This window comes from Phenylobacterium sp. (assembly GCF_037189685.1).
GTDB lineage: Bacteria > Pseudomonadota > Alphaproteobacteria > Caulobacterales > Caulobacteraceae > Phenylobacterium.
In genome coordinates, this window is record NZ_JBBCIT010000033.1 from 100,003 (window position 1) to 122,037 (window position 22,035).

17 protein-coding genes are annotated in these 22,035 nt (G+C 65.2%); 11 read left to right on the top strand and 6 right to left on the bottom strand.

Features of this window, described 5'->3' with window-relative positions; genetic code table 11:
* Positions 1 to 17: 17 nt before the first annotated feature.
* Entirely contained in the window at positions 18 to 6,116 is a 6,099-nt protein-coding gene (locus tag WG212_RS18870; protein WP_337188664.1) for a DUF3320 domain-containing protein, read from the top strand.
* A 124-nt stretch (positions 6,117 to 6,240) separates the two neighbouring features.
* Positions 6,241 to 6,846 (top strand): BRCT domain-containing protein, encoded by a 606-nt coding sequence (locus WG212_RS18875; RefSeq protein WP_337188665.1) that lies wholly within the window; start codon positions 6,241 to 6,243, stop codon positions 6,844 to 6,846.
* 17 nt (positions 6,847 to 6,863) lie between these two features.
* Here the strand turns inward: WG212_RS18875 and cas1 are convergent, their stop codons facing one another.
* Positions 6,864 to 7,877 carry a CRISPR-associated endonuclease Cas1 gene (gene cas1 / locus WG212_RS18880; RefSeq protein WP_337188666.1) on the bottom strand — a complete coding sequence of 338 codons (1,014 nt, stop codon included), beginning with the start codon at positions 7,875 to 7,877 and terminating at the stop codon, positions 6,864 to 6,866.
* A gap of 357 nt (positions 7,878 to 8,234) precedes the next feature.
* Between cas1 and WG212_RS18885 the strand changes: the two genes are divergently transcribed.
* The 5 genes from WG212_RS18885 (at position 8,235) to WG212_RS18905 (ending at position 12,154) form a co-directional block, all read left to right on the top strand.
* Complete coding sequence (locus WG212_RS18885) at positions 8,235 to 8,747, top strand: hypothetical protein (protein ID WP_337188667.1); 513 nt, start codon at positions 8,235 to 8,237, stop codon at positions 8,745 to 8,747.
* 66 nt (positions 8,748 to 8,813) lie between these two features.
* The gene (locus WG212_RS18890; protein ID WP_337188668.1) at positions 8,814 to 9,389 is read left to right on the top strand and encodes a hypothetical protein; all 576 of its coding nucleotides are present in this window, start codon (positions 8,814 to 8,816) and stop codon (positions 9,387 to 9,389) included.
* A gap of 14 nt (positions 9,390 to 9,403) precedes the next feature.
* Positions 9,404 to 9,802 carry a hypothetical protein gene (locus WG212_RS18895; protein ID WP_337188669.1) on the top strand — a complete coding sequence of 133 codons (399 nt, stop codon included), beginning with the start codon at positions 9,404 to 9,406 and terminating at the stop codon, positions 9,800 to 9,802.
* Positions 9,799 to 10,755, top strand: a complete 957-nt coding sequence (locus WG212_RS18900; protein WP_337188670.1) for a hypothetical protein — start codon at positions 9,799 to 9,801, stop codon at positions 10,753 to 10,755. Before WG212_RS18895 ends, WG212_RS18900 begins: the two co-directional genes overlap by 4 nt.
* A 31-nt stretch (positions 10,756 to 10,786) precedes the next feature.
* Entirely contained in the window at positions 10,787 to 12,154 is a 1,368-nt protein-coding gene (locus WG212_RS18905) for a hypothetical protein (protein WP_337188671.1), read from the top strand.
* Between the two features lie 12 nt (positions 12,155 to 12,166).
* Here WG212_RS18905 and WG212_RS18910 read toward each other — a convergent pair whose 3' ends face one another.
* Entirely contained in the window at positions 12,167 to 12,412 is a 246-nt protein-coding gene (locus WG212_RS18910; RefSeq protein WP_337188672.1) for a helix-turn-helix domain-containing protein, read from the bottom strand.
* A gap of 102 nt (positions 12,413 to 12,514) precedes the next feature.
* On the opposite strand from WG212_RS18910, the gene WG212_RS18915 reads away from it, so the two are divergent.
* The 3 genes from WG212_RS18915 to WG212_RS18925 all read left to right on the top strand — a co-directional run bounded on the left by WG212_RS18915 (position 12,515) and on the right by WG212_RS18925 (position 16,136).
* Entirely contained in the window at positions 12,515 to 13,138 is a 624-nt protein-coding gene (locus tag WG212_RS18915) for a hypothetical protein (protein ID WP_337188673.1), read from the top strand.
* Between the two features lie 149 nt (positions 13,139 to 13,287).
* The gene (locus tag WG212_RS18920; RefSeq protein ID WP_337188674.1) at positions 13,288 to 13,935 is read left to right on the top strand and encodes a hypothetical protein; all 648 of its coding nucleotides are present in this window, start codon (positions 13,288 to 13,290) and stop codon (positions 13,933 to 13,935) included.
* 440 nt (positions 13,936 to 14,375) lie between these two features.
* A complete protein-coding gene (locus tag WG212_RS18925; RefSeq protein ID WP_337188724.1) occupies positions 14,376 to 16,136 on the top strand; it encodes a tetratricopeptide repeat-containing protein in 1,761 nt (586 codons plus the stop codon).
* Positions 16,137 to 16,163: 27 nt separating this feature from the next.
* On the opposite strand, the gene WG212_RS18930 is transcribed toward WG212_RS18925, so the two are convergent.
* From WG212_RS18930 to WG212_RS18940, 3 genes are all read right to left on the bottom strand, one after another.
* Positions 16,164 to 18,122 (bottom strand): tetratricopeptide repeat protein, encoded by a 1,959-nt coding sequence (locus WG212_RS18930; RefSeq protein WP_337188675.1) that lies wholly within the window; start codon positions 18,120 to 18,122, stop codon positions 16,164 to 16,166.
* Between the two features lie 4 nt (positions 18,123 to 18,126).
* Entirely contained in the window at positions 18,127 to 19,209 is a 1,083-nt protein-coding gene (locus tag WG212_RS18935; protein ID WP_337188676.1) for a PEPxxWA-CTERM sorting domain-containing protein, read from the bottom strand.
* A 279-nt stretch (positions 19,210 to 19,488) separates the two neighbouring features.
* Complete coding sequence (locus WG212_RS18940; protein ID WP_337188677.1) at positions 19,489 to 20,724, bottom strand: acyl-CoA dehydrogenase family protein; 1,236 nt, start codon at positions 20,722 to 20,724, stop codon at positions 19,489 to 19,491.
* Positions 20,725 to 20,868: 144 nt separating this feature from the next.
* Between WG212_RS18940 and tauD the strand changes: the two genes are divergently transcribed.
* Positions 20,869 to 21,744 (top strand): taurine dioxygenase, encoded by an 876-nt coding sequence (gene tauD, locus WG212_RS18945; RefSeq protein WP_337188678.1) that lies wholly within the window; start codon positions 20,869 to 20,871, stop codon positions 21,742 to 21,744.
* Positions 21,745 to 21,803: 59 nt separating this feature from the next.
* On the opposite strand, the gene WG212_RS18950 is transcribed toward tauD, so the two are convergent.
* Positions 21,804 to 22,022: a hypothetical protein gene (locus tag WG212_RS18950; protein WP_337188679.1), complete on the bottom strand. Its 219-nt coding sequence runs from the start codon at positions 22,020 to 22,022 to the stop codon at positions 21,804 to 21,806.
* Positions 22,023 to 22,035 lie beyond the last annotated feature (13 nt).

Genomic DNA, 22,035 nt, shown 5'->3' on the forward strand with positions numbered 1-22,035 from the left:
AAGGGGAAGGGGCGTGCATGTCGACAGAAAATGCTGTCTCGCCGGCAACGGAGCCGGTGTCTGTGTTCCAGAGCGACTTGCCGATCGACGTAAAGCTGGATCGGGCGCGAACGGAGCTGCTGGACCTTTCAGCCCGCAACCGGCTTCTCAACATCCCCCGATCGGCCAAGAGCGCCAAAACCCTTGAGATCGTCGACGAGAGCGGGCCCGAAGTCATCCGGCTGCTGGTGAGGGACGGCAAGGCGTTCACGTTCCTCGCCGGCAAAGGCGAAGTCGTCGAAGGGGACGAAGGCGGCGAGGAGATCGCCGAATTCGTGCAGCCCGACGATAACGGCGTCGATGCCCGCGGCGTCGCCAATCGCCATGCGGACACAAGACTTCAGACGAGGCTGACGGCCACGGGCCTCCAGAAGAAGCTGCTCGACCTCTACTACGACGCCCGCACCCTCGAGGAGGAGCAAGGGGTCAACATCCTGTTCCTGGCGGTCGGAACGCTGAAGTGGATCGATCCCAACAACGCGACTGCGATCCGCTACGCGCCCCTCATCCTCGTCCCGGTGGAGCTGGAGCGCGGCAACGTCGGCGAGAAATTCCGGCTGAGGGCGCGCCCGGAGGACATTTCCGCCAACCTGTCGCTCGAAGCCTACCTCGATCGCGTACACGGGCTGAAGCTTCCGACGTTCGACGCCGGCGACGATTTCGACCCATCGACTTACGCCGCCGCGGTCGCCGACGCCGTTTCGGCGAAGCCGGGATGGTCGGTCGACGAGAATGATCTCGTGCTCGGCTTCTTCTCGTTCGCCAAGTTCCTGATGTACCGAGACCTGGACCCTCTGACTTGGCCGGCCGGCGCCCGTCTGTCCGAGCACGCCCTCATCAAGCCGCTGATGACCGAAGGTTTCCCGGAAGGGGAGCCGCTCCTGTCCGAGGAGTCGTCGGTCGACACGCATGTGTCACCCGCGCAGATGGTCCATATTGTCGACAGCGACAGCTCGCAGACGCTCGCCATCGAGGAGGTCAGGCGCGGCCGCGACTTGGTTATCCAGGGACCGCCCGGCACCGGCAAATCGCAGACGATCGCGAATGTGATCGCTGCGGCCGTGGCTGACGGGAAGACTGTCCTGTTCGTCGCAGAGAAGATGGCGGCCTTGGAGGTCGTCAAGCGCCGGCTCGACACGACGGGCGTCGGCGACGCCTGCCTTGAGCTGCACAGCAACAAGGCCAACAAGCGCGCCGTCCTGGAAGAGCTTCGCCGCACCTGGGATTTGGGCGCGCCCCGGACCGAGAATCTGTCGGCGCTGAACGCCCGTCTGACGGAGGTTCGTGACGAACTCAACGCGCATGCCGATCGACTACATCGACCGCTCGGAAAGGCCGGCTACACGCCCTACGACGTGATCGGTCACCTCGTCCGGCTGCGCCATGCTGGCGTCCAACCGGCCTATATCCAGCTGGAAGACGCGCAGGCCTGGTCCTACGAAGACTTCGACAGACGGTCGCGCCTCGTCACCGAACTGGCGGAACGGGTGCTGGATCTTGGCGCGCCAGGCGAGCATATCTGGCGCGGCATCGAACTCGATCGCGCCCTGCCTCCGGAAATCCTGCGCATAGGCGCGAAGCTGTCGAGCCTATCCGAACGGTTCGAACAGATACGGGCGGATCAGGATGCCCTGCGCGTTCTCCTGGAGAACGAGGAGGCGACGGCGCTCGGCGACCTCGAAGGGCTTCAGGCTCTGGCGGTCCGACTGGCCGGCGCACCGGAAATGCCGGTGGAGGCCCTTGCAGCAGACATCTGGGAACAACCGGGCCAAATACGCGCCTTGATCAGCGCCGGCTCTGAGCTGACGATATTGCGAAAGGCGCTGTCGACAGCGTTTAGGGATGCGGCCTGGGAGACGGACGTCTGCGGGATCGCCAAGGTCTTGGAGCCTCTCGAAGGTGGAACGCCGGCGGCCGCCTTCGAGCGCGCGGAAAGTCTGATTCAACACGTCGATGCTATCCACGACCTTTCGGAGCGACTGGCAAAGGCGATCGGGCGCGATGTAGCGCCCAAGTCCCTGGCCGATCTGGAAACGATGGCCGAGGTCGGCGATCGTGTCTCAACCGCGCCCGAAGCGGACGCCTCGGCGTTCGCGCAGGATCTATGGGATAGCGGCATTGAGCGCGCGGCCGACCTCGCCAACGCAGTCAAGGCGCTTGAGGATGCACGAGCCGAGATCGGTTCCGCCTTGAGTGATGCGGCGTGGACCGCCGACCTTTCGGACGCCCGGCGCAACCTCGCCCTGCATGGCGCATCCTTGTTCCGGGTCCTCAATGCCGACTGGCGTTCCGCGAACAGTCTGGTTCGCTCATACCAGGCCGATCCCAGGGCGCCGCTCCAGCGTCGCCTTGGCTGGCTCGACGCCCTGGCTCGTGGGCAGGCCGCCCGCAAGCTCATCCAGGAGGAAGGTGCGTTCGGTCGGTCGGCATTCGGCAGCGACTGGCGCGCCGAGCGCACGTCGTCGGGCCCGCTTCTCGCGCTAGTCGATTGGATGCGTAGTCTGAAGGGGCTGGGCGCCGAACCTCGCCTGGTTGTCGGGCGCAAGCCGGATCGCTCGCGGATCGGGGACTTGGCGAAGAATCTCGGTGTCCAACTGAAGGCCGCGCGGACGCTGACCGCGGACCTGTGGGACGATCTCGGGCGCGCGCGGAAGATCATGTTCGGCGTCGCCGACACCGCCGACGCGGCGGATCTGAGCGCCGTCGCCGAAGTCTGTTCAAGCTTAACGAGAGCCCATGCCGGCTACGTCGCCATCGCGGCGTCGCAGGAGCCGTCGCTAGAAGCTCGGCGTCAGAACCTAGAAAACCTGACCCGCGGGCAAGCCGCGAGAGCTGACCTTCAAGCGCAAGCCTCGGATGGGCGTGCGGCTTTCGGAACACGCTGGAACAACGAGACCTCCGATTGGGCGGCGCTCAGTGGAATCGTAGACTGGATCGAGGCCAACGCCGACATCAGGATGCTCACCTCGCGCGTGCCGGACAAGACCGAGCTTCCGAACCGCTGCGAAGCGATCATTGCGGCTCGAGAAGACTGGACCGAGGCCTTTGGCATCCTGCTGGGCGATCTAAAAGCAACTGCGGAAGCGGCGCTCACGGCCGACAATGTGCATACCCTTTCGGGAGCGGAAGTAGCGGAAAGGCTCACTACGTGGCGCGACGGGTGTGAGGCACTGACTACTTGGATCGACTATCGGGCGCGGGCGCATGAAGGCAATGCGCTCAGCCTTGGCGACGTCGTCGACCGCCTTCACGACGGCAGCCTCGCCCCGGTGGACGCCCTGCCGCACTTCGAGCAGTCCTTCTTCGAAGCGGTGTTCGAAGGCCAGGTTGAGGCGGAGCCTTCCCTGGCGTCCTTCAACGGCGAACTCCACGGCCGCCATGTCCGCGACTTCGTCGATCTCGACCGCCAGCGGATCAAGGCCGCGGCCGCGCAGGTGGCGCTCGAACACCATCGTCGCGTGCCTCCGAAGACGGGTGGAGCGGTCGGCCCGCTCGGTGTCCTCAAGGGCGAGATGGCCCGAAAGCGGGGGCACATGCCCATCCGTCAGCTCATGCAGAAGGCGGCACCGGCGGTGCAGGCGCTGAAGCCGGTCTTCATGATGAGCCCGCTCTCCGTCGCGCAGTTTCTTCCTCCGGGCGCGTTGACGTTCGATCTGCTGGTGATGGACGAGGCGAGCCAGATCCAGCCGGTCGACGCACTGGGGGCGATCGCCCGCTGCAAGCAGGTGGTGGTGGTCGGTGACCCGCAGCAGCTGCCGCCAACGGCGTTCTTCGCCAAGATGACCGGACAGACAGACGGCGACGACGATGACGGGGCGGCGCGCGTGGCCGACATCGAAAGCATTCTGGGCCTCTTCACGGCCCGCGGTCTGCCGATGCGGATGCTGCGCTGGCACTATCGCAGCCGGCACGAATCGCTGATCGCCATCTCTAACCGCCAGTTCTACGAGAACAAACTGGTCATTATCCCGAGCCCCTACACGGCCCAATCGGGGCTTGGCCTGCGCTTTCACCACATTAAGGACGGCGTATTCGAGACCGGCACGACCCGCACCAATCCGGTCGAGGCGAAGATCGTGGCGGCGGCGATCGTCCATCACGCGAAGACCGCACCAAAACTCTCGCTTGGCGTCGTCGCCTTCTCGTCGGCGCAGCGCAAGGCGATCATGGAGCAACTCGAGATCCTACGCAGGCATCTGCCGCCGGAAGATGAAGCCTTTTTCCAGGCGCACCCGTCGGAGCCCTTCTTCGTGAAGAATCTGGAGAACGTTCAGGGCGACGAACGGGACGTGATCTTCATCTCCATCGGGTATGGACCGACCACTCTCGGCGGCAAGCCGCCTATGCGCTTCGGACCTGTCGGACAAGAGGGCGGCGAGCGGCGGCTGAACGTCCTCATCAGCCGCGCCAAGCGCCGATGCGAGGTCTTCTCGTCGATGACGGATGAAGACATCGATCAGGACTTCGCCTCGACGCGCAAGGGTGTCTTCGCACTCAAGCTCTTCATGCATTTCGCACGTACCGGCCGGATGTCCCTGGCCGAGTCCGTTGGCCGTGACACCGAGGCGGTGTTCGAGGCTCAAGTCGCGCAAGCGCTTCACGAGCGGGGTTACCAGGTTCACCGGGATGTGGGGGTGTCGGGACTGTTCATCGATATCGCCGTCGCCGATCCCGACCAGCCGGACCGCTATCTCTTGGCCATCGAATGCGACGGGCCGTCCTACAGGAAGGCGCGATCGGCACGGGATCGCGATCGCCTCCGCAGGAGCGTGCTTGAGGGCCAAGGGTGGCATGTTCATCGCATCTGGAGCGGCGACTGGTTCAAGCGACCTCAAGAGCAGCTTGAGCGCACCATGGCCGCGATCGAAGCGGCGAAGGTCGAGTTGGCGCGGGATGGCCAGACCAAGGACCGGCTGCCGGCCTACGAGGTCGTTTTGGTGGAGCGGGAAACCCTCACCGAAATGGGGCTCGCCGAGGTCGAGGAACTCCATGCCCTATCGACAACCTATGTCGAGGCGGAGCTCACCAAGCCTGGCCATCTGGCCGGAGAAATCCATGAAGCGCCGACCGGAGTCCTGTCGCAGCTCTCCGAACAGGTCGTCGCGGTCGAAGGCCCAGTCCATTTCGACGAGATCGTGGCGCGCATCCGCGACGCCTGGGGCCGGGGAAGAGCGGGCGCCAGAATTCGGGACGCGGTCAGACGTGCGCTAACGGTTTCCGTCCGCCAAGGCCGCATTCTGGCGGCGCATGACTTCTACAGCGTGCCCGGCGCGACCGTGTCCATTCGAGACAGGAGCGCCGCTGCGTCGCCGACCCTGCGCAGGCCAGACATGTTTCCACCCGCCGAGATTGAAACCGCGCTCATTAGCGTCGTTTCTCGCAATTTCGGGGCGACGGAAGATCAAGCCATCCAGGCGGTCTCGCGAGCCTTCGGGGTGAAGTCCACCTCGGCTCAGCTCAAGGACGTGATCGGCTCGGTCCTCGAGTCCGCAGTCGAGCGCGGCCTTCTTGTTCGTCGAGACACTCTCATTGACGCCGGCCCGAACGCGCCCAAGCTCGAGAAAGAGCCGTTGAAGCTTCCCATTGAGCTTTTGATCGCTCAGGGCGAGGGTGAACTGCTGGAATTCAAGGAGACACTGCGCTGGGATCTGCGTCAGGGTCTGATCCACAAGCGACTTGAGGATTCCTCACTCAAGGCGATTGCGGCCTTCGCCAACTACAAGGGCGGAACCCTGCTGATTGGCGTGCGGGACGACGGCTCCGTCCCTGGCCTCGAGCCGGACCTCAATACTTTCGTCGGAAGCCGGGACAAGTTCGATCTGCACCTAACGAACCTGATCAAGGATCGGTTCTCCGAAGGCTTCCGGGCGGGATGCGTATCGGTCTCCTATCCGACGATCCAGCACAAACTAGTCTGCCGGATTGACGTGAAACGCTCGCGAACACCGGTTTATCTGAGCATCGCCGATAGCGGTGGCGCGGCGACGCCTCGTTTGGTCGTCCGCGCCGGGGCATCATCGCCGGAGATTCCGCTAAGCCAGGTCGCGGCATACGTGCGAGAGCATTTCGAGGCTTGAGGCCACAAGCGCCGAGCGCTCCTGTCAAGCTCTCCTATCCCTCGGTTATCGTGGAGTTGGCAGACGAACCTTGCATTGGGCGTGCAGGCGAGCATTCATTCCATAACAACTTCGGGGTGATTGCGTGGAAGAAGCTCTGCTCAACCAGCTTGGCGCTGACCGTATCAGCGCGCGGCAGATCGATGAATTGATCGGCCTCGCTCGCGGCTTGGCGGCTGACGGTGATCTCAATCAAGCCGAGGTGGAATTTTTGCAGAAGTGGCTAGCCGCCAACGCGGCCATTAGTCAGCAGCCGCTGATTCGGACGCTCTACCAGCGTGTTAACGACGTACTCTCAGACGGCGTCCTTGATGACGAAGAGAAGCTACTGCTGCTGGAGACGTTAAATGACGTTTCCAGCCGCGACTTCGAGCTTGGTGAAATCCTCAAGTCCTCGAGCCTGCCTCTCTGCGATCCAGCCCCAAGCCTGTCATTTCAGGATCAGACTTACTGCTTTACCGGGACTTTCATCTTTGGGCAGCGCAAGGATTGCGAGCGGGCCGTTTATGACCGGGGCGGCCTCTGCGGCAGCCTTACGCAGAAGACCGACGTGCTGGTGATTGGTGCCTATGCGACGGATTCCTGGAAGCATTCTTCGTTCGGCAACAAGATTCTGAAAGCCACCGGGTGGCGCGATGAAGGGAGACCTATCTCGATTGTCTCCGAGCGGCATTGGACGGACTACCTTTGAGCGTAAGGGATGAAGTTTCAGCCGCTGAGCAGTCCGCCTCCTGCCGAGACCTTGACGTCCACAGCTGACGTTAACCCGCCGCGACCACAAAATATGAGCGAGCGGCTGGTTGCGGCGATGTTTGCAACGGTACGAGCAAGTTGAGGCGCAATCCGACAAATACCGTTTTCCCGCAGCGCGAAATCTGCCCCCGTGAATTCGCGGGTCTGAATGAAGCTGAGCACAGCGGCGTCCACGAGCGGCCGTCGCGGTTCGATCAAATCATAGACGAACGCCTGAGTATCATCGCGATCATGGTGCATCACGCCGCGGCACGGGTCGTAGCCATCGGCCACCGTCTGGATATGAATCTCGCTTCGGGCGACGGCGTAGGCGTAGTTCAACATGGCATTGATTGGGTGAGTGGCGTTTCGGTTGGTCGCGAAGCGCCCGCCTTTGCTGGACCGCCGCGATCCCACCTGTAGCCAATGATCTGGGATTGGGTGCTTCCACTTTGATTTCCAGTTGATTGGAGTCCCGGCCCAACTTTGAAAATAGGCGGCGGCGCTCCACGCCTCGGTGGTACGCACATCATCGACATCGCGCGCATGGCCGCCTCGCAGCTTTGAAATCGCACCTTCCGCTCGCGCGATTGCGACTTGGCGCGACCGGCTGTCCGGCACGCACGTGACCATTGTTTGAAGCGAGTTCTGAAGCTTCTCGGCAATCAACCGGCTGCAAAATTCCAGCCGACGCTCCGGATCATGCCGGGTTTCAACCTGCCACCGCACCCGATCCGCATTTTGGGCGAAGCTCGACCCACCGATGACGCTGACGATGTCGCCCTGCCAATCTACGCGAAACAGCGGGATCGACTGCTCAGACAGCCAATTTATGACGTCGAACGACAGGCTGCCGCTACCGTCGAGGATGATGATCCGCGCGGGTCGATCGACCGCACCTTTGAAATATTCAAACGTGCGGCGCTCTTGTGGGTAGTGGGTCAGACCATCACGCACAATCAAGCGCCCGCGGTCGATATTCAGAGACATACCGTGTCCGCAGAGGATCAGCGGCCTCCGAGGGGCACCGCGCGCTGATCGCCGGCTAGGTTTGCCGTTTTATTCCAGCCAATATTCATTGCGTTCAATCCAAGCCTCTGCCGCAGACATCTGAGCCTCCACGCCGACGCTTAGATTCTCACATAAATTTCCACGGCTTGGCGCCTTTAATCTAGGGAGTTTCGACTGAAGAATCGTGTTTCCGCCGATGATCGAACGAACCGCGTCGAGAAGTGGCGAACCGGGGTCGATCTATCGTCCGCGTGGCGTCATTTCGGAGACGAGCGCCAGCGGCGCCAGCAGGAGGAACGGCTGGGAACGCCAGCCTCCCTCGCGATCCAGAAGCTTATGATGGGCGACATATTTGGACAGCTGGCGAGGGGTCAGCTGCATGCGATGGGCTTTCAAACTGCCCCCACGATCAGCGACGGTCCGATCCCCATTCCCGACGATGTTTTCGATGGCAGACTATGGGACGAGTGGCAGTCGGACATGGTGAGCGCGTCGGGTTACGTATACGAGCGCGTCACCGTTCTTTCCGCTCGCAAGGCTGGCGATGAGAACGCAGTGGGGGCTGGCGTGCCAGCTTCGCGCGCTCCCGCAGTTCGGCAAGACCGGAGCATGTACGACTTGTGCTTCCCGGTTTTCGAAGCACTGAGAGCGGAAAACAAAGCGTACATCGATCTAGCGCCAGAGAAGCTCCTTGATCGGTTCCAAGAGCGCTACGCCGAACTTCATGGCGACGTTGCCAACCTAAAGCCAGCGCCTCAACTCAGGACACTACGCAAGCACCTCAACCAATATCGCGAATGGCTTCGGCAAGTTTCGGCAAGCACCAGCAACGTGCCGAATAACACCTAACAAAACAGTATCTTATGGAGGCTCCGCGGGTTTCGATTTCCGGACTGGATATCGGAACGCTCCCCCTTGCCGCGCCAGGACCACAAGTCCGCCTATCGCCGCCGCCTAGAGCGTGCCGCCGCTCGTGGTCTCTCCCGTAGCCAAGCTCGCGGTCACCCCAAGGTGGGCGAGGCCTACATCTCGCCGCGGGCCAGGGCGCCGCCATTCGACGCTCGGCTTGAGGCGGCCATCCGTGAGATCCGTCGCGGCAAACCGCTGGGCGAAGCCGCGCGTGATCTGAAGGTCGGGCGCGAGCGGCTGAGCACCTACGCCAAGGCGCATGCCGGCGCACAACGCGTCGGCGGCGCTTGGACCTTCAGCGACAAACGCTCGCGCGAGGTGGCCGTGATCACGCCTGACGGTGTCGTGGCGATCGTCACGAATTTCGAGGGCGCCCACGTCGCCTGCCAGCATTGGCACGAGGCGCACCAAGCGATGGCCAACCACGCCTGGAGGGAGACCTTCGAGCGCCGCTGGAGGGAGCGCTACGTCCGCGACCTGAGCGGCAAGTGGCGCCTGCTCGCCTCCGATCTCAACGACGTCTACGCGGCCATCCACGCACACGATGAGCCGTTCGAGATGATCTACCGCATCATTTTCTAATCAAGGACAGATCCATGAATTCAAACCGGATTCGGATTGAAACCCGGAAATTCAGACGCTTCCGGAACTTCGGCGACATCGCTCCTTACTGCCGCCTCTGCGGCAAGTTTGATTGGCGATACCGCTACGAGCGTCACCACATCGCCGGCCGAAAGTATTCGCCCATCGTCATTTTGATCTGCGTTGATTGCCACGACTGGATTTCAGACATGCAGAAGGACCGCCCCAAACTCCCCGCCGGCATCGATCCACAGGTCGCCGAGCTCGTGCATCAGATGTACGGCCAGATCGAGATCGCCGAGCGCTCGATCGAATGCTGGAAACGCAGCATCAGCGCCGTCCTCGGCATCGTTACGGTCGCGAATGAAAACGATCCGCCGGGAGGTTTTTCAAACTCGGAGGGCGATCAATGACGCCCGCCGACGCCTTGCCGCTGCTGATCCGCGGTTATGCACGACCGGTCGACGACACTCCGCCGGCTCCAGGGAGGTGGAAATCAAAACGCCAGCCGCTGCGTTCGTCGGATTGGTCGATCGTCTTCGATACGGAAACCACTATCGATCCGCGCCAGCGCTTCCGGATCGGTGTCTACAGGATCTACGAGCGCGAGCGGCTCGACGAAGAGCGCTTCTTCTTCGATCCGGCCATGCTGACCGCCGAAGAGGCTTCGCTGCTCAACAGCTACAGCCAAAGCAAAGGGCTGCTGCCCCCGATCACGCTCGCACAGTTCCGGGACGAGGTGTTGCTTCAGAAGGGCTACGCGATCGGAGCAAAGATCATCGGCTTCAACCTGCCCTTCGACCTGAGCCGCGTGGCGCTCGACGCCTCGCCGGCACGCCCTACCAGGAACCGCACGAAGTTCCGGGGCGGCTTCAGCCTGAAGCTCTCCGACAACCCGTACTGGCCGAAGATTCAGGTGAAGCACATCGGTCCCAAGGCGGCGTTCATCGAATTCACCGTTCCGGGCAGCCAGCGGACCAGCCGGTCGCGGCGCAGGTCCAACCGACACAACGCGCCGCATCGCGGTGTCTTCATCGACGTGAAGACGGTCGCCGGGGCCGTCCTCAGCCAATCCCACTCGCTGAAGTCCCTGGCCGTGACGTTGAAGACGCCGACGCAGAAGGTCGACTCCGAGGCGCATGGCGAAGTCCTGACACCCGCCTACCTCGACTACGCCCGTGACGACGTCCAGATCACCTGGGAATGCTTCCTCGCCCTTCAGGCTCGATACGCCGAGTTCGGCTTGGCCGGCGAATTGTGCGATCTGGTCAGCGAGGCCAGCATCGGCAAGGCGACGTTCCGGGCCATCGGCATCCGGCCCCTGAGCGAGACGCAGCCCGACACCCCGCCCCAGGAGACGGCCTGACGGGGCGTCCTTCGTCTGCCGTTCGCGCAAGGTGGAACGTCCGGGGCCTTACTTCCATCCGCTGCTGGCGACGCTGATCACGGGCGCGGCGCGACTCCTGCTCGCGCTCGCCGAATATCAGGCGCGGACGCGAGGTCTGGACTGGGCGTTCTGCGACACCGACAGCTTGGCTATCGCCCAACCGGAGGGCATGGCCGAAGCTGATTTCCTGCGGCTCGCGTTGGAAGTGCCGAAGGCGTTCGAGAGCCTGAACCCCTATGCCTTCGGCGGCTCAGTCCTGAAGATCGAAGCCGTGAACTACGACTGGCGCGAGGGATATGAGGACCAACTCCGCCCGCTCTACTGCTTCGCCATCTCGTCGAAGCGCTATGCGCTCTTCAACCTCGACGAGGCCGGTCGGCCCATCCTACGCAAGGCTTCGGCGCATGGGCTCGGCCATCTCATGGAGCCCTACGACAAAGACGCGGACATCAAGCTCATCCCGAAGCCGCTGCCTTCCCTTCTCAAGGGCAAGGATCGCGTCGCGCGCTGGCACTACGACGTCTGGCATACGATCGTCTCGCACGCGCTCAGCGGCGCGAGCATGGCGCCGCGGTTCGGCTACCACCCGAAACTACGTGGTCCAGCCGTCAGTCGATACAGCGCCACCAGCCCCGAACTCCTGGGTTGGTTCGACGCCTACAACGAGGGGCGGCCTTACGAGGACCAGGTGAAGCCGCACGGCTTCATGTACGCGTTGCACGCCAAGCGCGGCGCTGGGCGTGCGAAGGTCTCCCCGGTGGCTCCGTTCGACCGTGACCTTGATGTGGCCATCCGGTCCGCCTTCGATCGCAAGACCCGCGCCCCGGTTAGCCGCGAGTGCCTGGAGAGCTACGCCCAAGCACTCGCGCCCTACCCCTTCCACCCGGAAGACAAGTTCCTGAACGGCCGCGCCTTCGACCAGGGCGAGACCCTGCCCAGGCACGTCGAGGTGAGCGAGGTGATCTACATCGGCAAGGAAGCCGACCATTGGGAGGAGTCGTTCTTCCTCGGCGAGACAGGGGACATCGGCATCGCTTACAGCCGCGATCCGGGCGACGCGGCGGGGGCTTTCGTGGCCTTGCGCGAAGCCGTGGAGGCGTTCGGCGCGCTGGCGGTCAGCGAAGCGACAGGCGTGCCTCGGTCGACCCTCGCCAAGGTCGTTCAAGGCTCGCCGACCAACACGCGGGTCCCGCACTATATCATCGCCCAGAAGCTGAAGGGGCTGTGGGCTAAGCGCGGCGCTGAGGCGGACGCGCGGGAGGCCCGGTTGCGGCATTGGAAATCCGTCGTCGAAGCAGAGGGCGGCATTCGACCGGCGGCGCGCAAGCTCGGGATAGACCCGTCAAACTTGGCGAAGGCCATCCGCAACGCCGGGTAGACCGAGCCGAAGTCAGTCTAGGTGCGAGTCGGGATGCGTGAGCCTCACGCCCTCACCTTTCTGATCGGCCGAGATGAACTCAATTCCGCCGCGGGTAAGCGCGCCTTGAACGGCAGACAGGGTGCTCGTGCGGGTGTCCACGGTGCCGCGTTCAAGACGCACCAGTGCGTTGACCGACACGATGGCCCGGTCCGCCAGCTCCTGCTGTGACCAGCCAAGCAACGCGCGAGCGGCCCGAACCTGACGAGCGGAAATCATCACCCGCAACCAGTCAGGGCGGAGGGGTGAAAGCGCCACTATAAGGTAGAAAAACCACCTCTTACGGTGATAAACTCACCGCTATTCTTTTGGGGACCCATCATGCCTGATCGTGCGCCCACCCTGAGCATCCACGCCCGATTCGCTCGGGTGGTGGTCGCGGCAATAGCCCCTCTATTGCTCGGGTCATCGCCATGCTTCGCCGCCGAGCCGAACGCGTCTCGCCCCTACGTCTCGGTGTTGCGGGCACATGATGCCAACGGTCTTGAGATCGGGATGCCCTTCCGCGACGTCGCCAGACGGCTCCGCCTGGAGGATTTGGGTGGCGGGCAATATTCGGCCCGTGAGCGGGGCATAGCCTACAATCTCGAATTCACGCCGTTGGGTCGGCTGTTCCGCATCAATACTGAGCAGATGATCGGGCGCTTCCAACCGGACTACACGTTCGGTCGCCAACTGACCGCGAAGCTCACCGCCAAGTACGGCCCGCCGCACTACAATTCCCTGCCGGACGGCATCGCCTCATGGAGCGGCTACACGCATCTGCGGTTCGCGTCTGGCCAGGTGTTACCGCGAGAGATCGAGAGGCTTTCGGCGCGACTAACGACGCTGAGCGGCGAGGTGACGCTGCATATCCAGCTGTTGGACTTCGGAGTCCTCTTGCGGGACCAAGCTCTCCTGAACCAGGGACCGCGCAACCGCGGCGCGGATGTGGCCACCTTCTAGCCCGCATTTCCGATAGCGTCCGATCTACGTGGGCGGATGCGACTCGTCCCGTAACTTGAGTTGCCGCGGGCCGCTGCAAGTGGAACGGGGCTGCAGAATCGAGCAATGCTCGCGCTCCCGTCCTTAAGGGAACCTGCGGCGCGTCAAAAATGGCTGAGGGTGAGACCTACACAATCCACATCGACGGGCGATGGTCCCTTGAAGATCTTTACACCTTCTCCAGGACCTACGAGCAGGTCTACTTCATCCTCCAGGCGCTACTCCCTGGTCTCGACGAGTGGGACAATGAGCGCATCTTCCGCGCCTTCCAAGCGTACCCATGGCGCGGCGGTTATAGTGCCGTAAACTTCTACAATCAGCTGAAATACAATACCCCACGGGAGCAGCGTCCGAGCGTCGCCTCGATCCAATACGCCTCTCCCGGTTGGATCGAGATTGGGACCGTGCTTATCCCACTAACTTACGTGCTGGCTCACGTCGTAAACCGCGTCACCAAGACGCTCAACGAATGCAACCAGACCTACAGCTCGATCTACAGGGAGGCGCAACAGCGCAAGCTACTGTCGATTGAGATCGAGCGGAAACGCCTGGAACTGGAGCGCGAGCAGCTTGAGTTTGCGATCGAGGCTTGCGAGAAACTTTCACGCATGATGGACCTTCCGGACCCGGCAACAATTCATACGCGGACCGACAATCCACTCATCTCGCTGAAAATTCTGCTCTCAATATACCGCCGAGTGCGTACCCTCGCGATCTACCAGCAGCGCGGGAAGGCGGAGTTCAACGACAAGCGGTAGCTTCCGGCAGCTGGGGACGTAAATCGGCGCTCAGCACGTCGGTGCTTTTCCGATGTCTTGTGGTCACGACCTGCTTCTGTTCCGCTCTTCGCTATACCCCCGACCGCCGCGGAGGCGGAACGCCAACTCGTGAAGGAGGATATGATCCCGCGACGCCGCCGGGCCTTCACCGGCCTGCCTCAGACTGCTCGGCGAGGCGCAGGCGTCGGCGACAGGCTCGCCCGCCACTCGCCTCCTGCGGGTGGAGGCGTGGACGGCGGGCGCGACGCGGGCTAGCGTCGATATCACGACACCTGGGATGTGACGCCGGACCGGGGGGACCGGCGCCCTTGCGGGCTGCATCCGGGGGCGTTTCGGCGGAGGGGCTGTTCGCGGGTGCATGACATGAAGGCCAGGGCCGCGGGACGGGTCGTCGACGCCGGAGGCCGCCCGTGTCGCTGATGGCCCCTTCAGGGCCGCCCACGCCCGGGAAGCGGGCGGCCTCGGTCCGCGCCGCCCTCGCGCGGGGCGACCTGCTGGGCGCCTATGACGAGGTGGCGCGGCGGGGCGACACCAGCCATGCCGAACTGAACTACCTCGAGGTGCTGACCCTCGCACGCCTGGGCGACACCGAACGGGCGCTTCGGCTCTATGAGGACTACGGCCTCGCCGACCGGGACGATGTCGACACCCTGTCGCTCAAGGCGCGCCTGCTCAAGGATCTGGCCTTCGCCGGCGGGGCGCCCAATCGCAGGCGCCTGCTGGAAGCCTGCGACCTCTACGAGGCGGTGCATCGGCGGACACGTTCGAGCTATCCCGCCATCAACGCCGCGAGCCTGGCGCTGATCGCCGGCAAGACGGATCTGGCCGAACGCCTTGCCCGGGACGTGGTGGACGAGGCCATGCCCGAGGGGCGCACCGGCTACTTCTCGCTGGCCACCCTGGCCGAGGCGCTGGTCGTCCTGGGCGATGCGGAGGGCGCCCGCGACGCGCTGGCCCGCGCCCTGGCGGCGCCCGATGCGGACGTCGGCGCCCGCTCCACCACGGTGCTCCAGCTCCAGAGGCTGGTGGCGGCCAGGAGCGTCAAGGCCGAGATGGGCGCCCTGCTGGAGCTGATCCAGCCGCCGAAGGTGGCGATGTTCTGCGGCAACATCTTCGTGGGCGGTCCCGAGCTGGAGGACGACCTCGCCGCGCGCACGCGCGACCTGATCGCGCGCGAGAACGTGGGCTTCGGCTACGGGGCGCTGGCCGCCGGCAGCGACATCCTGATCGCCGAACAGCTCCTGGCCGCCGGCGCGGAGCTGCATGTCGTCCTGCCGTTCGCCGAGGCCGACTTCCTGGAGCAGTCGGTCGCGCCGGCCGGCGAGAGCTGGGTGCGACGATACGAGGCCTGCCGCGACCGCGCCGCCTCGGTGACCTTCTGCAGCAACATGGCCTTCATGGGCGGCATGGAGCAGTTCGCCTACGGCTCCAAGGTCACCATGGGCATGACGCGCCTGCGCGCCCGGCAGCTTCACGCCGAGCCGTTGCAGCTCGTGATCGTGGAGGCGCGCGGCGACCGCACGCTCAGCGGCTCGGACATCACTGCGTGGAAGGCGACGGGCGGCCGGTCCGAGGTGATCATCGCCCCGCCCCTCGTCCGCCCGGTCATGCCGCCGCCGCCCGAAAAGCCCGACGTGGAACGCGGCGTCTACGGCCTGATGTTCACCGACTATCCCGGCTTCTCGAAGCTGGACGAACGCGTCCTGCCCCTCTTCTGGGAAGAGGTGATGGTCCGCGCGGCCCGCATCCTGGAGGGGTACGGCGAGGTGATCCGCCAGGGCAACACCTGGGGCGACGCCATCTTCGCGGTCTTCAGCGATGCGCCGACCGCAGCCGCAGCGGCGCTCGACCTCTGCGAAGGCCTGGCCAAGGTGGACTGCCGGCGCCTCGGCGTGCGCGAAGGCACGGCCATGCGCATCGCCCTGCACTACGGCTCGACGTACTCGGGCTATGATCCCGTCACCAAGCGCACGAACTACTACGGCAGCGAAGTGTCACGCGCCGCGCGGATCGAGCCGGTCACGCCGTCGGGAAGCGTGTACGTCACCGAACCCTTCGCCGCCGTGCTGGAGATGCAGGACGACCATCCGTTCGACTGCAACTATGTCGGCAAGATCGCCCTGCCCAAGGGCTTCGGCGTCTATCCGCTGTACCGCCTCAGCCGCCGGCCGAAGGACTGACGCCCCCGGGAAAGGGCCGCTCCACGATCAACGCCCGGTCGCCGCGGCGGGAGCGTGGCCCAGCGCCCGGCACTCGGCGGCCATGGTCCTGGTGAAACTGGCGTCGGCGCCCAGGGTCTGATCGAGGATCGCCATGCCGGCGGCGCAGTCCGAGCGCGCCTCGGCCATTCGCCCCGCGCGCGCCAGCACCTTGGCGCGATTGACCAGCAGGTCGCCGTGGTTGGGGTGGGTCCTGCCATAGCTGACGTCATAGTTGCGCTTGGCGTCGTCCAGAGCTTCGAGCGCCCCGCGGGAGTCGCCCCGGTCGGAGGCGATCAGGGCCAGGTACACATCGGCGATGCCGATGAGGTAGTGAGGCCCGCCGAAGGCCTGGCGGTAGATGACGATCGCCTCGCGCAACGCCTGTTCCGCCTCGGGCAGCCGCCCCAGGCCGTGCAGGATCTGGCCCTGCATCGACAGGGTGTCGGCGAGGATCGGGTTGTCGTCGTCAAGGACCGCGCGCTCGATCCGGAGCGCATTGGCGATCTCGACCTGGGCACGCTTCAGGTCACCCGCGTTGAACGAGTTCTGGGCAACCGCGAACCACGCCTTGCCCGTCGAGAGATGGGTCTCGCCCAGAGAGGCCTGGAACAGCTTCAGCGACTCTGTGAGCGAGGTCCGCGCCTCGTCGAACTGACCGTCGTCCGACAGGAGCAGGCCGCGGTTGTTCAAGGCCATGGCCAGGGCGCCGCGCGACGCATCGGCGCCGGCGGCGCGATAGTGGGCCAGCGCCCGGTCGAAGGCGGCGACCCCTGCCTTGACGTTCGAGGTCGAGGTATGGATCCGCCCCTCGGTGAGCGCCGCCAGGGCCCGAAGGTTCGCGTTCTGGGGGCCGTCACCGGTCAGCCGGTCCTCGGCGCGACGCACGGTGGCGAGGGCCAGCTCGAGCTGGCCCTCCCGCGCGTAGGTGGTGGCGAGCACCAGCAGGGCTTCCGCGCCGTCAGGGCCGGAGCGGTCGATTACCGGCAGGGCCGATTCCACCGCCGTGCGCGCCTCACCCAGCAGGCCGAGGTTGTTGTAGGCGCGGCCCAGAGTGGCCAGCAGCCGGGCCTGGATCGCCGGCTGGTCAGCCAGCTCGACCCGCGCCCGCTCGACACTGCGGCCCAGGATGGTCAGGGCCGTGATCGTCCGGGGATTCTCGGTGGCCGGGTTCGACAGCTCGAAGGTGCCGACCAGATAGTCGGCGGCCGCGCGGGCGGCGGCGGCCTCGTGCTGGGCGATCGTGCGTTGGTGGTTGGCTTCGATCCGCAACGAGTTGGCGTAGAAGGCGAGCCCGCCCGTCACCAGCATCCCGACGACCGCGCCAGATGCGATGGCCGTCATCTGGGCGATGCGCCGCTGGGTCTCGCGCTGGACCAGCTCGTCCAGTTTCAGGCCCGTGAGGCCGGCGATCAGTTTCTGGGTGGCCAGTCGCGGACCGTCCGCCTCGCGCCGGAAATCGGCGGCGATCGGCTCGGCCGGCGTCGAGGACAGGGCGCCGTCGGGCCCGATCCGGAAACGCAGCGCATGCGGAAAGCACTCGCGGTCCTCCGCGCCCGGCATGGCCGATGCGTTCGGTTCGCCATCCACGACCAGGGCCAGAACCCGGCCTTCGCCGTGGAACCGCTTGAACTGGAGAATCTCTTCGTTGACCCAGCGCGACTTGGCCGCCGCCGGAGAGCAGATCACCACCAGGAACATCGATCCGCGCAGCGCCGACGTGAGTTCGGCGCTGAGGTCCCCGGAAGCCGGGAGTTCCTCGCGATCGCGGAAGATGGGCCGGAGGCGCCGCGGCACCTCACCCACGGCGGTGACCTTGCCGATCAGCTTGCCGGGTAGGCGATAGCCCTCGACCTCGCGATGCAGGCGCTGGGCGAAGTCGCGATCCCGGTGGCTGTAGCTTATGAACGCCCGATAGGCGAAGGCGCCTTCGCGCCGCGTGTCAGGTGCCCCGTCGCCGTCCCCCATGCCCTCAAATGTACGACAGCGTACGCCGGCGCCGCAACGCCGCTCCCGCAAAGCCGAAACCGAAGATCATGAAGGCCCAGGTCGAGGGTTCGGGCACGACGCCGCCTCCGTCCGTCAGCCGAACGGGATCGATGAACTGAGGCGAGAAGTTGATGCCGGTGATGTACTTCGGCTCGGCGTCCAGCGCGCCGAAGCCCCGCATGGCGGCGAACGACTCGAACTCGACGCCGCCCCCGCGACCGATGGGATCGCCGAAGCCCGAATACGCCACGAGGCAGGTGGTCGCCGTGATGCAGTCGGAGCGCGTGTAGGCCGTGACGCTGGTCCGGTACTGGATCACCTGGCTCTGCCCGCTTTCCAGCAACGCGTTCAACGGCAGCACGATGTTCGTGGAATCCCAGGCATAGGCCCACGCGAGCTGGTTCGGCAGGGTCTCGCTGCCGAACGCCAGGACGAAGCCGTCCAGCGCGGCCGAGGCCACATCCAGGTTGTAGTTCTGGATGACGTTGCCTTCGGAATCGAAGGCCAGGCTGATCCAGCCGCTGAGCGAATAGAGCGTCACGTCGTTGCTGACGACCGAGAAGTCGAAGTCGGCGTAGGCGAACGGCGAGTACGCCTCCACATGCGTGCTCAGGTCCTCGAACGTCAGGCCCGAGAACGTCTGGCCATAGCCGGTGAAGATGTTGTTGTCGGTCGCCGCCCCCGCGCGCTCCTGAAGGTAGAAGCCCATGCCGGCGGGGATGATGGTGGACTCGAAGTCCGAGATCGCGAGCAGGCCATCGGACAGGTTCGTGATCGTGACGTCGACGCCCGAGTAGGAGGTGGCCGTCGAGAAGGCGCCCGAGACCGCCACGCCGCTCTCGAAGCTGACCTGGCTGGCGCCGATCTCGACGATCGACTCCACGCTTCCGCCCCGTCCGCCCAGGTTGATCACGTTGTAGCCACGCGGCAACGTCGTCGAGAAGGGCACCACTGCGGTTTCGGCAATCTCCCCGTAGCCTGTCGGCGTCGCGTCGATCGACTGGGCCTGAGCGGTGTTCGCCGCGAGCAGGACCAAGCCTGCAGCCAGATACTTCGCGCTTCGCATCAGCCCCTCCGGCCACAACGCCGAGGACCCGCCCCCGCGAGTCCCTATCCTTCTCGTCAACCCTAGCACGCGCACCGGCGCGCACGATCTCGTTCTTGTGTGGGTTGAAAATCCGGCGATACAACTCGCCTTCCGGACCACACCGCGCCGGAAGAGGCTGCGAACCGGCGCCTCCACATGGGCGGCCCGCCGAAGACCTCCGCGCGTCCCGATAGGTGAATCCGAAGGCGGCCCGCGGCGTCCCCGTCGTGATCGATCGGGGAAACGCCGCGCCGTTCCTCAGAGCAGGTCGCCGCCGCAGGCGCCCGCCGTCGTGCCGGTCTGCTGGAACGCCTTGATGACGTTGCGGCCCGTCGTCCAGCGGTGCACCTCGTCCGGCCCGTCCACCAGCCGCTGCGACCGGATATGGGTGTACCAGGCCGCCAGCGGCGTATCGCGGCTGTAGCCCAGCGCCCCGTGGAGCTGGATCGCGGTGTCCACCACATGGTGCACCATGTGGGCGAGGTAGACCTTGGCGATGCCGTTCTCCTGGCGCAGGTCCAGGCCCTTCTCCGCCTTGTAGGCGATGTGCAGCAGCATCAGGCGCGCGATGTAGAGCTGGCTGGCGCACTCGGCCATCATGAACTGCACGGCCTGGCGCTTGTGCAGCGGCCCACCGAAGGTCTCGCGGGTGGTGATGTGGGCCGCCGCCAGGTCCAGCGCCCGCTGGGCCATGGCCACGTTGTGCATGCCGTGCCGCAGGCGGCCGTAGGCCAGGCGGTGCTGGCCCATGTTGAATCCCTGGCCCTCGCCGCCCAGCAGGTTCTCGGCCGGCACCACTAGGTCCTTGATCTCGACCTCGGAGTGGCCGCCGCCCAGGATGTGCGACAGCGGGCCCTCCGCCGCCATGGTCTGGATGTCGCGCTTGATCCGGTAGCCCGGGTTGGGCAGCTCCACGATGAAGGTCGAGAACTGCTGGTGGCGCGGCGCGTCCGGGTCGGTGCGCGCCATGACCACCGCGAGGTCGGCCACCGACGCCGCCGACGAGAACCACTTCTCGCCGTTCAGCACATAGTTCTCGTTGCCGTCCTTGACCGCGGTGGTGCGCATGCCGGTGGCGTCGGCGCCCGCCGCCTTCTCGGTCATGGAGTAGCAGACGCGCTTCTCGCCGTTCAGCAGCGGCTTGAGGAACTTCTCCTTCTGGTGCTCGGTGCCGTGCGCCAGCAGGGTCAGGATCGTGGCGTCGTCCGGCCCCTGGCTGTTCAGGCTGAGCGCGCCCAGATAGCTCTCCCCCAGCTCCATCTGGACCAGGGCGTTGGCCAGGGGCCCCAGGCCCATCCCCCCATGCTCCTTGGGCACGAAGGGCATCCACAGGCCCTGGGCGCGGGCCTTGGTCCGCAATTCGTCCAGCACCTTCTTGTAGCTGGCCTTGTCGGTGACCCGCTCCTGCGCCGGGATGCACTCGTCGTGCACCCACTGGCGGACCTTCTCGCGGACCTTCCTGGCCTCCTCGGGGATCTCGAAATCGATGGCCACGGCGGCGTCTCCCTACTGCCTTTTCGAATTTTCCCCACCCTGGGGCGGCGCCGTGGGGGGAGGCAAGGCCTTTGACGTCCCGCGCGCGTCCCCTTTGACCCCGACGCTCAAGTGATCTCCTATGACCCCACAGGGAGTTCGAAGATGTCCATGCACGTCCGCCAGTTGACCCCCGCCATCGGCGCCGTGATCGAAGGGATCGACCTCGCCCAGGGGGTCTCGGCCGACCTGGCCGCCGCCCTGCGCCAGGAACTCCTGAAGCATCAGGTGCTGTTCTTCGAGGACCAGGACCTGACGCCGGTCCAGCACCGCGACTTCGCCGCCCGCTTCGGCGCGCTGCACACCCATCCGCTGTATCCCGGCGTGCCCGACGCGCCCGAGCTGTTCACCCTCGACAACCACGCCGGCAACCCCACCGACAACGACGCCTGGCACACCGACGTCACCTTCATCGAGACCCCGCCGATGGGCTCGATCCTGCACGCCCGCCTGCTGCCGCCCAACGGCGGCGACACCATCTGGGCCAACATGAAGGCCGCCTACGAGGCGTTGTCCCCGACCCTTCGCGGCTTCCTGGAGAGCCTCGACGCCGTCCACGACTTCGCCCGCGGCTTCCCCCAGCGCGGGATCGTCGCCAACGCCGCCGGCGCCGACAAGCACGCCAAGGCCCTGGCCGAGCACCCGCCGGTGCTGCACCCCGTGGTCCGCACCCATCCCGAGACCGGCGAGGACGCCCTCTTCGTCAACTTCGGCTTCACCGAGCGGATCAAGGGCCTGCGCCGCAAGGAGAGCGACGCGATCCTGAACATGCTGTTCGAGCACGTCACCAGGCCCGAGTTCCAGGTGCGCTGGCGCTGGACCCCGAACGCGCTCGCCTTCTGGGACAACCGGATCACCCAGCACTATGCGGTGAACGACTACCTGCCCAATCGCCGCGTCATGATCCGCGCCACCATCCTGGGCGAGCGCCCCTATCACCGCTCGCGCAAGCCCGCGGCGGCGCTGGCCGCGGCGGAGTAGGCGCTTACCTCCCCCGCGAAGCGGCGGGAGGTAAGCGCGATCTCGACCGGGCCGGCCCCTCAGGCCGTCAGGGCCGCCTCGGTGGCTTCCATCTCGTCCCGGATCCAGTCGTGACCCGAGGTCACCATCACGCCTTCCAGCGCACTGATGTGGCCCCGCAGGCGGTCGCGGATGTCCTTGGGGACGTCGTCGCGAGTGGCGAGCCAGCGGGAGATCTGATGCACCGCGAACGCGGTGTGCAGGGCGAGCCGGTCGCGGTCGTCGTCGGAGAGCTTCATGGGCGGGCTCCGT